General features: G+C 66.2%; 9 protein-coding genes, 1 tRNA gene and 3 pseudogenes. 9 read left to right on the top strand and 4 right to left on the bottom strand.

Annotated elements, in window-relative coordinates:
- The first annotated feature begins 4 nt into the window (after positions 1–4).
- From BGN95_RS09395 to BGN95_RS09420, 6 genes are all read left to right on the top strand, one after another.
- Positions 5–79 (top strand) — tRNA-Asn (locus tag BGN95_RS09395).
- 281 nt (positions 80–360) lie between these two features.
- Entirely contained in the window at positions 361–1,365 is a 1,005-nt protein-coding gene (locus tag BGN95_RS09400) for a TolC family protein (RefSeq protein ID WP_286772466.1), read from the top strand.
- Positions 1,349–2,593 carry an efflux RND transporter periplasmic adaptor subunit gene (locus BGN95_RS09405; RefSeq protein WP_286772467.1) on the top strand — a complete coding sequence of 415 codons (1,245 nt, stop codon included), beginning with the start codon at positions 1,349–1,351 and terminating at the stop codon, positions 2,591–2,593. The genes BGN95_RS09400 and BGN95_RS09405 overlap by 17 nt, the downstream gene beginning before the upstream one ends.
- 152 nt (positions 2,594–2,745) lie before the next feature.
- On the top strand, positions 2,746–4,185 hold the full coding sequence (locus BGN95_RS09410) for an OpgD/OpgG family glucan biosynthesis protein (RefSeq protein ID WP_265312309.1): 1,440 nt from the start codon (positions 2,746–2,748) through the stop codon (positions 4,183–4,185).
- A complete protein-coding gene (gene mdoH / locus BGN95_RS09415; RefSeq protein ID WP_353744688.1) occupies positions 4,185–5,990 on the top strand; it encodes a glucans biosynthesis glucosyltransferase MdoH in 1,806 nt (601 codons plus the stop codon). Before BGN95_RS09410 ends, mdoH begins: the two co-directional genes overlap by 1 nt.
- 61 nt (positions 5,991–6,051) lie before the next feature.
- Positions 6,052–6,738 carry a GNAT family N-acetyltransferase gene (locus BGN95_RS09420; RefSeq protein ID WP_286772469.1) on the top strand — a complete coding sequence of 229 codons (687 nt, stop codon included), beginning with the start codon at positions 6,052–6,054 and terminating at the stop codon, positions 6,736–6,738.
- Between the two features lie 78 nt (positions 6,739–6,816).
- On the opposite strand, the gene BGN95_RS09425 is transcribed toward BGN95_RS09420, so the two are convergent.
- Both BGN95_RS09425 and BGN95_RS09430 read right to left on the bottom strand, forming a co-directional pair.
- Complete coding sequence (locus tag BGN95_RS09425) at positions 6,817–8,532, bottom strand: flotillin family protein (protein WP_265268291.1); 1,716 nt, start codon at positions 8,530–8,532, stop codon at positions 6,817–6,819.
- Positions 8,533–8,563: 31 nt separating this feature from the next.
- Positions 8,564–9,181 (bottom strand): OB-fold-containig protein, encoded by a 618-nt coding sequence (locus BGN95_RS09430; RefSeq protein WP_265268290.1) that lies wholly within the window; start codon positions 9,179–9,181, stop codon positions 8,564–8,566.
- 197 nt (positions 9,182–9,378) lie between these two features.
- On the opposite strand from BGN95_RS09430, the gene BGN95_RS09435 reads away from it, so the two are divergent.
- From BGN95_RS09435 to BGN95_RS27240, 3 genes and pseudogenes are all read left to right on the top strand, one after another.
- Complete coding sequence (locus BGN95_RS09435; RefSeq protein WP_286772470.1) at positions 9,379–10,128, top strand: 2OG-Fe(II) oxygenase; 750 nt, start codon at positions 9,379–9,381, stop codon at positions 10,126–10,128.
- A 270-nt stretch (positions 10,129–10,398) separates the two neighbouring features.
- Positions 10,399–11,292, top strand: a pseudogene (locus tag BGN95_RS09440) (NF038122 family metalloprotease); the annotation flags it as partial.
- Positions 11,293–11,373: 81 nt separating this feature from the next.
- A pseudogene (locus tag BGN95_RS27240) lies at positions 11,374–11,478 on the top strand (PEPxxWA-CTERM sorting domain-containing protein); the annotation flags it as partial.
- Between the two features lie 43 nt (positions 11,479–11,521).
- Here the strand turns inward: BGN95_RS27240 and BGN95_RS09445 are convergent.
- Positions 11,522–12,403, bottom strand: coding sequence for an ROK family protein (locus tag BGN95_RS09445; protein WP_286772472.1), 882 nt, complete (start codon positions 12,401–12,403; stop codon positions 11,522–11,524).
- Positions 12,404–12,550: 147 nt separating this feature from the next.
- Positions 12,551–12,908, bottom strand: a pseudogene (locus BGN95_RS09450) (hypothetical protein); the annotation flags it as partial.

Here is a 12,908-nt window from a genome sequence, read left to right on the forward strand (position 1 = left end):
GCATTCCCCGATAGCTCAGCGGTAGAGCTCTCGACTGTTAATCGAGCGGCCGTTGGTTCGAATCCAACTCGGGGAGCCACCTTGCAGCCTGACGGACATCGCGCAACGCCGCGATTTCCGCTGAAATCAGGCACCTGCCCGCTTTCTCGCCAGCCCAGAAGAACCGAGGAGAGCGCAAGCCTCACGGGCGCGGTTCTGCGTCAGCAAGGCGCGCAGCACTTGCATTTTAAAGACACCCGCAAGAAACGCCGTTCGATTTGAAGAAACGGCCGCAACGCCCTCGCACGTCGATCGTTCGGGGTCCGCAACATGTATTGTGGTTAACGTATCGGGATGTGAATGGGCGTAGCTAGGACAGCAATGTTGTGCGCCGCGGCGATGCTGGGATTGTCCGGATGCGAAGGCGCGTCGGGCGGGCGCCCGGTCACGCTCGCGGACCTCGGGCTGCCGGACCGTTATTCGACCGATTCGACCGCGCAACCGCCCGCTCAGGCCGAGAACCTCGCCCAATGGTGGCGGCATTTCGATGATCCGCTGCTCAACAGTCTGATCGAGCGCGTCGGCGCAGCCGATTCCGCGGCGAACGGCAAGACCGGCTATCAACAAACGGTAAAGCGCATCGCCACCGAGGCGGCGATCGCGCGCAGCTATGTCGCGCTCCGCACGCGGCAGGCGAAGATCGAGAATATCCGCGCCTATCTCGCCGCGCGGCAGGACGATCAGGCGATCGCGCGATTCCGCGAAGAGGCCAAGCTCGTCACCCCGCTCGATGCGCTGCAGATCGCGGCCGATAGCGATCGTGTCGCGGCCGGCATTCCCGTGCTCGAAGCGGCGATCGCGGCGGATGCGGCGCGGATCGCGGTGCTGACCGGGCAGCTCCCCGCCGCGCTCCGCGACCAGCTCGCGCCGATCGCGCCGGTCCCGGTGGGGCCGGCGGAGGTTACCGTTGGCGCCCCGTCCGACCTGATCAATCGCCGCGCCGACGTGCAACTCGCCGCGCAACGCGTCGGGCGTGGCAAAATATGGGGCGGCGGCTCGAACGGCGCGGTCGCCGCGTACAAGGAGGTGGTGCTGCAAACGCTGGAGGAGGTCGAGAATGCGCAGACGGCGTTCGCCGCCGCCAAGGCGCGCGAAGCCGCGCTGGAAAAGGCGGTCGACGAAGCCGAGCAGCTCGCCGTCCTTGCGCGGAAGCAATATCGCGAGGGGCTGACCGATCATGTCGCGCTGCAGAGTGCCGAGCGTGCCTTGCTCGGGGTGCGCGACGAGCGGGTCGGCGCGGCAGCGGATCGCGCCGCCGCGCTGATCGACCTGTTCACGGCGCTGGGCGGAAGCTGGGAGCCGGGGGCGAATGACCGACGCCCCTGACAGCCCCGATCCGCCCGCCGGCACATCGGTCGACGAGTTCCTCGGCACCAAGCCCGGCGGGTCGTGGGGCTGGTGGATAAGGTGGCTTTCGATCGGGCTCGCCGGGGTCGTGCTGATCGTTCTCGTCGGCCGGTTCGTGAGCGGCGGGCTGGCGACCGAATATGCCTCTGAGCCGGTCACGCGCGTCGACATCCCGCTGAAACTGTTCGGCAGCGGGCGGCTGCAACCCGTCGCGGTGCATCTCGTCGATGCCGGGCAGGAAGGCGTGATCCGCGCGATCCCGGTCGCGGACAACCAGCCGGTGAACGCGGGTGATATCCTCGCCCGGCTCGATCCGGCGCCGCTGCGGGAAGCGATCGCCGCAGCGCGGGAACTGCTCGACACGCGGCAGGCGGCGCTGGCCAAGGCGCAGGCGACGAAAGCGGATGTCGACGCGCGGCTGGGGCTTTATCAACGCGTGCGCCGGCGCTCGGGCGGCAGTGTCCCATCCGATCGCGAAATGACCGCCGCGCAGGATGCCGCGCGACGCGCCGCCGATGCGGTCGATACCGCGCAGGTGGAACTCGCCGCCGCGCGCACCGCGCTGAGCGAACGGGAGGCGCAACTCGCCTCGGCGGATATCCGCGCCCCCGTCGCCGGGGTGGTCTCGCGACGCTTCGTCGCGATCGGCCAGCGCGTCGGCGCCAATCCCGGGCAGCATCTGTTCGCGATCGCCGAGCCCTATACCCGGCTGCGCCTCGATATCGCCACCGATCGCGCCCAGGCGCAGCGGCTGCGCGCCGCGCGCGCGGTACGCGCGATCGTCACCGTCGCGCCGGGGAAAGCGGTTTCCGCGCCGATCCTCCGGCTGACCGAAACCGCCGCGCCGCCGGCATTGGCACGCAGCGCATCGGCCCCCATATCCGTCGACAGCACCCCGGTCGGCATCGCGCTCGAGCTGGGGAACCCGGGTGGCGCGTTGCGGGTTGGAACCGCCGTCACGGTGCAGATCGATCTCGGGATGCACCGCGATGCACTGGTCGTGCCGGACAGCGCATTGCGCTTCGGGCGGGCGAGCGATGCCGCGCGCCCACCGGGCGTGGTGCGCGGCGAGGCCGTCTATGTCACCGGCAGCGACGGCACGCCGCAACGCGTCCCCGTCACCCGCGGCGGCAGCGACGGGCGCAACAGCGAGGTGGCGTCGGACATGCTGAAACCCGGCATGCGCGTCATCACCGGGCTGCGCTGAGCCGGTCGGGATACGCCGTAAGCCGTTAGAGGCTGCGGCGTTTTTGCGCGCGCTTGCCGTAAGAGGAATTACATCTGACTAATAGCGGTACGGATTTGAACAGCACGACAGGCATTTCACGGCGGTCCAGCCTCGCGCTTCTGGCCGGCGCAATGGTCGCTGCGCAAAGCGCCGCGGCGGCCGGTCGCCCGCCCAAATTCGGGCCGGCGACGCCCTTTTCGTGGGACGTGCTGGTCGCACGCGCGCAGGCGCTCGCCGGGCGCCGCTATGTCCCGCGCCCGCACGCGCCCGATTTCGCGCCCAATTTCGACGCCGCGACGCAACGCGCTTATGGCGCGGCGGAACGGCTGGCGGGGTTCGTGCGGCTGATGCCGGTGACGCATCTCGCGCGCGAGGCGGTCGCGCTCAACCTCGTCGAAGGCGGGATGGCACGCCCGCTGCTCGCGGCAAATGGGCTGTTCGCCGGTAACAACGCGACCGATCCGGCGGGCTTTCGCGTGCTCAACCCCAATCTGGCCGGCGACTGGCTCGCCTTTCTCGGCGCCTCCTATTTCCGCGCGGTGGGGCCGCAGGACCAATATGGCCTTTCGGCGCGCGGCATTGCGGTCGATACCGGGCTCGACGGCCCGGAGGAATTCCCGTCTTTCACCGAATTCTGGATCGAGGCCGCCTCGCCCGGGCGGCTGCGGGTCCACGCGCTGCTCGACGGGGCGAGCGTGACCGGCGCCTTCGCGTTCGATTGCGCGCTGACGCCGGAGGGCGTCACCCAGGCGGTGCGATCGTCGCTGTTCTTCCGGCGCGACATCCGCCGGCTGGGGATCGCGCCCGCGACGAGCATGTTCTGGTACGATCAGAACGATCGCCGCGTCGCGACCGACTGGCGGCCCGAAATCCACGATTCGGACGGGCTGGCGATCTGGTCCGGCAGCGGCGAGCGCATCTGGCGCCCGCTCGCCAATCCGCCGCACCCGCGCACCGTCAGCTTCCGCGCCGACGGCGTCAAAGGCTTCGGCCTGATCCAGCGCGACCAGCGTTTCGCCGATTATCAGGACGACGGCGCCTTCTACGACCGCCGCCCGAGCCTGTGGATCGAGCCGGTCGGGGATTGGGGGAAAGGCTCGGTACTGCTGTACGAGATGCCGACCGACAGCGAGACCAACGACAATATCGTCGCCTTCTGGCACAGCGACCAGCCGGCCCGCGCCGGCGAGCGCCGCGATTTCGCCTATCGGCTGCGCTGGATGTCGCAGGATCCGTTCGACGGCAATGCCGCGCGCGTGGTGGATAATTGGAGCGGCGCGGCGGGCATTCCCGGCGGCGACACGATCCCCGGCGCGCGCAAATATGTCGTCGATTTCGAGGGCAAGGCGCTGGCCGGGCTCGATCGCCAGAGCGGGGTCGAGGCGGTCGTCAACGTCGCCAAGCCGGCGCTGCTGGCGGTGGCCGCTTATCCGCTTGCGCGCCAGAGCGGCCGCTGGCGCGTCACCCTCGATATCCGCACCGACGCGAGCAATCCGAAAGATCTTCGGCTATTCCTCCGCCACAACAACTCCGCCCTCTCCGAAACCCTGATCGAGCCTTTATCGTCATGATGCGTCCCGCCCCCCTCCCCCCGGAGGCGCCGCTCGCGATGCCCGAGCAACGCTTCCACGGTAATCCCCCCGGCACGATCGAGACGCGCACCGTCCCGCCGGGGCTGCTCGCCAAGCGCCTGCTGCTGATCGTCGCGACCGCGGTGCTTGGCATGTATGCCTCCACCGGGATGCGCGTCGCGCTCAGCGAGGACGGCATCGGCGTGCTCGATGTGCTGTTGCTCGCGCTGTTCCTGCCGCTGGTGAGTTGGATCGCGTTCGGCTTCGTCAGCGGGCTGGTCGGGTTCATCAACCTGATCACCGGGGACCACCCCGGCTTCGCGCCGATTCCGCGGCCGGCCGGCACGTTGCGCCACCGCACCGCGATCCTGATGCCGGTGCATAACGAGAGCATCGAGGCCACCTTCGGCCGGGTCGCCGCGATGACGCAATCGGTCGCCGATGCCGGCGGCGCGACCTTCTTCGATTTCTTCATCCTCAGCGATTCGAGCGAGTTGCACGGCAAGCTGGAGGAGGCCACCTGGGCGAAACTCGCCCCGACCGCGCCGATCCCGGTCTATTATCGTCGGCGCATCCAAAATGTCGGCAAGAAGCCGGGCAACGTCGCCGAATGGGTGCGCCGGTTCGGCGGCGCCTATGAGCAGATGATCGTGCTCGATGCCGACAGCCTGATGAGCGGCAGCGCGATGCTGGGCATGGCTGCGATCATGGAAAGCAAGCCGACCGTCGGGCTGTTGCAGACCGTGCCGATGATCATCAATGCGCGCACTCTGTTCCAGCGCTGGATGCAGTTCGCGACCTGTGCCTATGGCCCGATCTCCTCGGCCGGGCTGGTGTGGTGGTCGGGCTCCGAGGCTAATTTCTGGGGGCATAATGCGATCATCCGCACCCGTGCCTTCGCCGAATGCTGCGGGCTGCCCGATCTTCCCGGTGCGCCGCCGTTCGGTGGGCTGATCCAGAGCCACGATATGGTCGAGGCGGCGCTGCTGCGCCGGCGTGGCTGGTCGGTGCATATGGTGATGATCAACGGCAGCTATGAGGAATTCCCCCCGACGATCATCGACCACGCGATTCGCGATCGCCGCTGGGCGCAGGGCAATCTCCAGCACCTGCGGCTGCTCGATTCGGCTGGATTCCACTGGACGAGCCGCTTGCATCTGCTGATCGGTGCGTCCGCCTATCTCACCTCGCCCGCGTGGCTGCTGCTGATCCTCGCCGAGATCGCGCAACGATTGCTCGGCGTGCATGACGCGATCGTCGAGGGGCCGCCCGCGGCGGTGCTCGTGGTGACCTTGCTCTGCCTGTTCGGGCTCAAGGCGCTGGGGGTCATCTGGGTGCTGGCGGATCGCGAGCGGCGGCGCAGCTTCGGCGGCGCGGCGGCGGTCGCCAAATCGGCGGTTCTCGAAATCCTGCTCGCGATCCTGCTCGCGCCGGTGACGATGGTGACCCAGACCAAGGCGATGATCGGGCTGTTGCTCGGCATTCCGTCGAACTGGTCGGTGCAGAGCCGCGAAACCGCCGGCATCCCGTTGCGCGAGGTATTGCCCAAGGTGCGCGAACATTTGGCGCTTGCCGCAGCGTTCATCGTCGTGGGGGTGTTCGATCCGGTTCTTGGGCTTTGGCTGTCGCCGGTGATCGCGGGGCTGCTCGCGTCCCCCTGGCTGATCTCGCTCACCTCGAGCATTTCGCTGGGCGACCGGCTTGCCCGGTGGGGCATCTTTGCCACGCCGCCGTCGGACGACGAGCGCAAGATGAAACCGTCGGGCTTCGTCGGGCACACGATCGCGCGAGCGTCGGCAAGTTAAGCTCCGGCAACCTGATATTGCGATCTCGACCAACCGTCGTGAACAACGCTACGACAGTGGCATGACAGCCCCGCATCCGCTCGATCGCTGCGCTTGGTCCGCGCTCAATGGCCGCCATTCGCCCTTTGCGATCGTCCGCGGCGGCGCGCGGCGGTACGATCTCGCTTACGGCGTCTTTGCGGCGGTCGCGGACCAATCGGATGCCAGCCTCGCGGGGCTTGTCGACCTGATCGCGGAACAGGGCGATGTCGCGCTGCTCGAAGCCGATCCGCCCGCCCGGATTCCGGGCGTGGCGGTCGTGTCGCAGGATCTCGGCGTCCAGATGGTCGCGCCGCAACTGACGCCGGGGCCGCGCGTCGATTTCGCGATCGTCCCGTTGAGCGAGGCCGACGCGCCCGCGATGCGCGCGCTCACCGCGCTCACTGAACCCGGCCCGTTCTTCGCGCGCACTCACCAGCTCGGCGATTTCGTCGGGGTGAAGATCGACGGCGAATTGATCGCGATGGCCGGCGAGCGGATGAAGCCCGACGGCTTCACCGAGGTGAGCGGCGTTTGCACTCACCCGGATCATCGCGGCCGCGGCTATGCCGGCGCACTGATGCGGCACGTCGCGACACGCATTCTCGGCCGCGGCGAGACGCCGTTCCTCCACGCCTATGCCGCGAACACCGGGGCGATCGCGCTCTATGAGGCGCTCGGGTTCACGCTGCGCCGCGAGGTACTGATGACGAGGCTGACGCGCGCGTAGCGCGCCGGCGCTCCGATTCAGCGCACGAAATTTCGGACGATGCCGGCAGCGTGATCGCCGCCGGCATCGTCTGCCTTCTCACCGCGGCGTATCGCCCTCGCGCACCGTCGCCGGCACCGCGCCGTTCGCGCCGGCACCGGTCGCTGCGGTCGCGCCGGCAAGCATCCCGTTGAGCGACGTGCCGCTCATGCCGAGTTCGCTCATCAGCGCATCGATCAGCGGCCCGCCGACGCGATAGCGCATCGCCGCCGCCACCGCCGCGTCGGCCAGATTGGCCTGGCCGTTGGCTCCCTCACCGTCGCTCGCACCCTCGCCGTGCAGCCCGCGCGCGTCGACGATGCTGATTTTGTCGATATTCTCCATCGGCTTGCTCGCCGCAGCGATGATCCCCGGCAGCGCCTCGAGCATCGCCTGGCGGATCAGCAACGCGGTCTGCGCGTCGCTGCGCAGGTTGATCGCCTCGTTGAGCAGCGCCTGCCCCGCCGCATCGACCTTGAACGCTGCCTCGCGCCCCTCGGCACGGACCTTCTCGGCCTCGGATTCGGCGGTCGCCTCGGTCTTGAGCGCGATCGCGCGCGCCTCGGCCGCTTCCTTTTCGGCGCCGGCGGCGACGGTGATCCCGACCGCTTCCTCCTGCGCACGCTGGGTCGCGGCGATCACCGCGACGTTCTTGTTGCGGTTGGCGATTTCGGTCGCCTTGGCGGTGGCGACGCTTTCCTCCGCGCGAACCGCAAGCGCGCGCGCCTCATTGGCCGCGGCGATCGCCTTCGATTCCTCCTCGGACTTTTGCGCGGTCTGCACCGCAGTGGTGATGCGCGCGAGCTCGATGTTGCGATCGCGCTCGATCGTCGCGGTCTGGATCGCGCCGTCGCGACTGATGTTCGCGGTCTGGGTGACCTTGTCCGCCTCGGTCTGCGCCACGGTCTGCGCCTGCATCGCGGTGATCCGCGCGATCTCGGCAACGCGAGTCTGCTCGGCCTCGGCGGTGGCGATCGCGGTCGATTGTTCGGCGCGCAGCGCGGCAAGTGTCTGTTCCTGCGTCAGCCGCGCCTGCTCCGCCGCTTGCGCGATCTCGAGCGACTGTTTGTTCGCCTCGAGGTTGCGCTGCTCGATCTCGACCCGGTTGGTCGCGACGATATCGTTGCGGACCTTCTTGCGCTCCTCGATCGTGCGGGTCAGCACGGTAAGGCCCTCGGCGTCGAACGCATTGTTTTCGTTGAAATGCTCGAACGCAGTCTGGTCGAAATGAGTGATGCTGACCGATTCGAGCTGGAAGCCATTCATATCCAGATCGGTCATCAGCGCTTCCTGCACCTTCTGGATGAAATCGGCGCGATTGGCGTGGAGATGCTCCATCGTCATCGTCGCCGCCACCGAGCGCAACGCGGAGACCAGCTTGCCGTCGAGCAGCGACTTTACCGCATCGGGATTGTTGACCGAATCGCCCAGCGTCTGCGCCGCCGCGGCGATCGACTGCATGTCCGGCTTCACCTTGATATGGAACAGCCCGATCACGTCGACGCGCAATTTGTCGAGCGTGATCAGCGCATCCTTGTTGAGCCGCGAGACCTCCAGCTTCACCGTCGTCAGCCGCACCTGCATCAACTCGTGCAGCACGGGGACGACCATGACGCCGCCGTTGAGCACTACCTTCTCGCCACCGAAACCGGTGCGGATCAGCGCCACGTCCTTGGTCGCGCGGCGATAGAGCCGGGTCAGGATGATCCCGATCACGATCAGCGAGAACAGGACGATCGCGGCGTAAATCAGAATGTTGATCAGTGACTCAGGCATGAAACTCCCCCGGTGTTACGCGCTGCTCAAATCAGATTGAGCGGAGCAGCGGGTCCCGATCGGGAACCGCGAAAAACATATTCCCCTCACGCCGGACGAGCAGCACGGTTTCGCCCTGGGCAATGCTGCCCTCGTCCTGATGCGGCTCGACCATGATGAAATGCGCCTGGCCATGCTGGTCGACGACCTTGGCACGCGCCGGGCTGCCGCGGCGCGCCGCGCCCTCGAGGATCGTGCCGCGGCGGCGCAGCAATTCGTCGGTGGTGATCGCGGAGGTCTCAAAACCCGGCATGATCCGCGCCAGCCCGTTCGCCGCCAATGTGTTGAGCATGCTGCCGACGACGGCTGCGCTGCCGACGGCCAGCCCCCAATGCAGCGGCGCACCAGTGAAGGCGCTGGCGACCTGCTGGATCGCGAGGCCGACGAGCGCAAAGCAGCCGAGCAATGACGTCAGCCAGATGAGGATCGGCAATTCGCGGCCCAGCCCGAGCCAGCCGAGCAATCCACCGTCCGCATCGGCATCGATTCCGCCGTGGAGATCGAGATGCCCGAAACCGAGCCCGATCGCCTCGATCAGCCCGATGCCGATCATGACGACGAACGCGATCGCGAACGGGGCATAGTCCGGCGTCAGCAGTTGAGCGAACATTGCATCCCCGATGTAGTCTCGAAACGCTATGCTAATGTTGGCTTCATCACAATAGCCACTGCCAGAGATGTGGAGCAGCCGCGATCCGAAACGATCAGCGCGGCCGGCGACCGAATTTGAGAACAAGGAACGGGGCGCATCCGATCGCGACGCGCGCCACAACCGCTGCAACACCCTCGATCGGACCAGCGAAAACTATGCCCCGAATTTTGTCCGCCCCGCTTCCCGACGCACCGCTTTCATCCCCAGCGGCGCGGGTCCTGTCCTATGATTGGCCGGCGATCACACACCAAGTCGACGACACGGGCAGCGCGATCCTGCCGCAATTGCTATCCCCGGAAGAATGCCGCACGATCGCAGCACTTTATTCCGACGACTGCCGCTTTCGCAGCCGGGTTGTCATGGCCCGGCATGGGTTCGGCAGAGGGGAGTATCGTTATTTCAGCTACCCGCTACCCGCCCCGATCGAAGCGTTGAGGACAGCGATCTACCCACAGTTCGCCGATCTCGCCAATCGCTGGAACGAGCGAATGGGCATCGATCAGACCTACCCCGCCGATCACGCCGATTATATCGCGCGCTGCCATGCCGCTGGCCAGACCCGCCCGACGCCGCTGCTGCTGCAATATGGACCCGGCGACTATAATTGCCTGCATCAGGATCTTTACGGCGGGCTGGTCTTTCCGATCCAGATCGCGATCTTGCTCTCCGTACCCGGCGAGGATTTCACCGGCGGCGAATTCGTCCTCACCGAACAGCGCCCGCGAATGCAGAGCCGGGTCGACGTCGTTTCGCTGCAGCACGGCGACGCCGTCGCCTTCGCAGTCCACCACCGCCCCGTAAGAGGCGCCAGGGGCAGCTATCGCGTCAACATGCGTCACGGTGTGAGCCGCCTGCATAGCGGGAATCGGCACACGCTGGGCATTATCTTCCATGATGCCCAATGAACCAAAATGGATCAAGCCGTAATATATATCATGAACTTGGCCGCAAGTTAATCATCAAGTTGTTGAACAGCAATATTATATTCTCGTGTACTTTAAAAATGTAATAGATTGTTACTCCTCGCTTTTATTTACGATTTTTTTACTGGATGTAAAATCGACGATCCATACGATGAAGCTCCCCAATGCTGCAGTTGAGTACCGCGTCAACATTCGATCTGCCGCCCGGATAATTCAGCGCGGCCATAGCGATTGAACAAAAGGGGAGTTTCGATGAACAAGGGTCGATCGTTTGCATATGCCACCGCCGCAGCGCTGGCGCTTGGTTCCACCACCAGTGCCGATGCGGTTATTATCAACATTATCGACGCTGGAGGAACGATTACGCCCGGCAGCGTTTATGATGTTAACTTCAAGGCCGCCAAGTGGTTCTTTGAATCAATCTTTAAGGATGACATTACCGTCGACTTGAAGGTCAATGTCGTCAACGGCAGCACCAGCGGTGCGCTGGGTTTGGCATTGACCTCTCCGATCAGCACCAAGCAGACCGATTGGCGTGCTGCGATCATCGCCGACGCAAAGACCTCGCTTGATTCGGTCGCTATCGCCAATCTAGCGAATTTCTCCAGCAGTACCGTAGGAATTTCTCCGGCCGTTCAGAAGGCACTCGGCATCTATAAGGGCCCGGACTTCATTACGGCGCTCATCGGCGCTGATTCCTACACTAGCTACAACGTCGGTTATCAATATGATTACGATACCCGCGACGGCATTCAGGGAGTTGCGCTCGATTTTCTTAATGTTGTCCTTCAGGAACTGGGGCACGGGCTAGGATTCTCCAGCGGGGTCAGGGATGGCAACACACTCGATTCGCGCCCGAGCAACGCTGACATGTTCCGCTATAAGGACGGCGAGTGGGACATAACCTGGGGCGGCAAGCCATATTTTTCGATCGACGGCGGCGCGAACCCGCTGTTCGGCAATTCCTATTTCACCCCGGGCGATGATGGCAGACAACCCTCGCACTGGCGCGACGCCGAACGAATCCGTGGCAGCTCCACGATGTGCGGCCAGGAACTGGAACCGCAAATCGGCGGGATGGACCCGACCGCCAATTATTGCCAGATCGGGGTCTGGACCGCGAACGACCTGGCTGTGTTCGATGCGATCGGCTGGGATGTCGCCGTAGACGTCTTGCAAAACCCGGGCTGGAGCATGTCCACGGCGCAAATCATGCGCAATTATCTGGCGTCGGTCCCCGAACCGTCGACCTGGGCGATGATGATCTTCGGCTTCGGCGCGGTCGGCGCGGCAATGCGACGCCGTCCGCGGGTGTCCGTTCGCTTCGTTTGACCGAACGAGCCGAGTGAAGCGCGCGGCCGCCCGCGGCCGCCCTTCACCCGATCGTGCGCTCCCGGCCGAGCGCCAGCGCGAGCGCACCGAGCAACCCGGCATCGCCGCCCAGCGCCGGAGGCGTAACGATCTCGCTCACCTCCCCCGGAAAATAGCCGCCACCGGCATCCCGGGCCGCAATGCGAACCTGATCGAGCAGCCCCGGCGTCTGCATCACCCCGCCGCCGAGAATGATCCGCGCCGGCTGCAGTATCGCCTGAAAGCTTCGGATTGCCTGCGCGAGATACCAAGCGATGATGCGATGCGCCGGGTGATCCGGCGCAAGATCGGAGAGCGACGCTCCCCAGCGCGCGGCGATCGCCGGCCCCGCGGCGAGGCCTTCGAGGCAATCGCCATGGAACGGGCAGGACCCCGTGAACCCGGCATCGTCCGGGTGACGCGGCATGCTGATATGCCCCATCTCGGGGTGGCTGAGCCCGCGGATCACATGCCCGCCCAAGACCGCGCCGCCGCCGATCCCGGTGCCGACCGTCAGATAGAGCGTCGAATTGGTCCCGGCCCCCGCGCCCCACAGCCATTCGGCCAGCGCCGCGCCGTTGACGTCGGTATCGATCGCGACCGGGCAGCCGAAGGCGCGCGCGAACGGCCCGGCGATATCCGCCCCGCTCCAATGCGGCTTGGCGGTGCGCGTGACATGCCCCCAGTCGGGCGAAGCGGGATCGAGATCGAGCGGACCGAAGCTCGCGATGCCGACCGCGGCATAATCATCGCCGTGCGCGCGGAGCCAGTCGATCGCGGCGGGGATCGTCTCTTCGGGGCGCGTCGTGTCGATCCGGGTCCGCGCGCGGATCTGGCGCGACGAATCCCCGACGCCGACGATGAATTTGGTGCCGCCCGCTTCGATCAGCGCGATCTTGCCGTCCATATGCGATCCCGTCCTTGCGCTGGCTCATCGGCGGGAGGCGCCGTGGGACGCGCGCTCGACCGTGATTGGCAGCTTCCTGTGGTCGGGTTCACGATAGGGCGCATCCGGATACCGCGCCACCCGCCAACGCCCCACTTTGGGCGCGCGTCACCGCCTCAGCTTATAGACCGATATGGTTTCGTCCCCCATCGGCAAGCGATCGGCGAGACGATAATCGCGCGTCACCGCGGCGGAGACCAGCGCACGTATCTCGGGCCGCTCGCCGTTGAACGGTGGGCGCATCACCACCACCGCCGGGCGCGCAGCGAGGATGCGACGCACTTCCCCCGCCTGGTCCGCGCCGGTCGCGCCATTCTCGCGCGCCCGGTTGAGGTGCGCCGGGACGATATAGCGCGACAGGCGGCATCGCTCGGTCGCGGCATAGAGCATCGTCGTCCCCGAATAGACGTATAGGCAGCCCGGCCCGCGCCCCACCGCCTGCGCCAGCGCCGCGAATTGCGTCGCA

This window comes from Sphingomonas sp. 66-10 (assembly GCF_001897045.1).
In the GTDB taxonomy this organism is placed as follows: Bacteria; Pseudomonadota; Alphaproteobacteria; order Sphingomonadales; family Sphingomonadaceae; genus Sphingomonas; species Sphingomonas lycopersici.

Excerpts from the sequence above, each read along its gene's own strand:
- BGN95_RS09400 (WP_286772466.1), top strand. The coding sequence starts at position 361 with ATGTTGTGCGCCGCGGCGATGCTGGGATTGTCCGGATGCGAAGGCGCG.
- BGN95_RS09405 (WP_286772467.1), top strand. The coding sequence starts at position 1,349 with ATGACCGACGCCCCTGACAGCCCCGATCCGCCCGCCGGCACATCGGTC.
- BGN95_RS09410 (WP_265312309.1), top strand. The coding sequence starts at position 2,746 with ATGGTCGCTGCGCAAAGCGCCGCGGCGGCCGGTCGCCCGCCCAAATTC.
- mdoH (WP_353744688.1), top strand. The coding sequence starts at position 4,185 with ATGCGTCCCGCCCCCCTCCCCCCGGAGGCGCCGCTCGCGATGCCCGAG.
- BGN95_RS09420 (WP_286772469.1), top strand. The coding sequence starts at position 6,052 with ATGACAGCCCCGCATCCGCTCGATCGCTGCGCTTGGTCCGCGCTCAAT.
- BGN95_RS09425 (WP_265268291.1), bottom strand. The coding sequence starts at position 8,532 with ATGCCTGAGTCACTGATCAACATTCTGATTTACGCCGCGATCGTCCTG.
- BGN95_RS09430 (WP_265268290.1), bottom strand. The coding sequence starts at position 9,181 with ATGTTCGCTCAACTGCTGACGCCGGACTATGCCCCGTTCGCGATCGCG.
- BGN95_RS09435 (WP_286772470.1), top strand. The coding sequence starts at position 9,379 with ATGCCCCGAATTTTGTCCGCCCCGCTTCCCGACGCACCGCTTTCATCC.
- BGN95_RS09445 (WP_286772472.1), bottom strand. The coding sequence starts at position 12,403 with ATGGACGGCAAGATCGCGCTGATCGAAGCGGGCGGCACCAAATTCATC.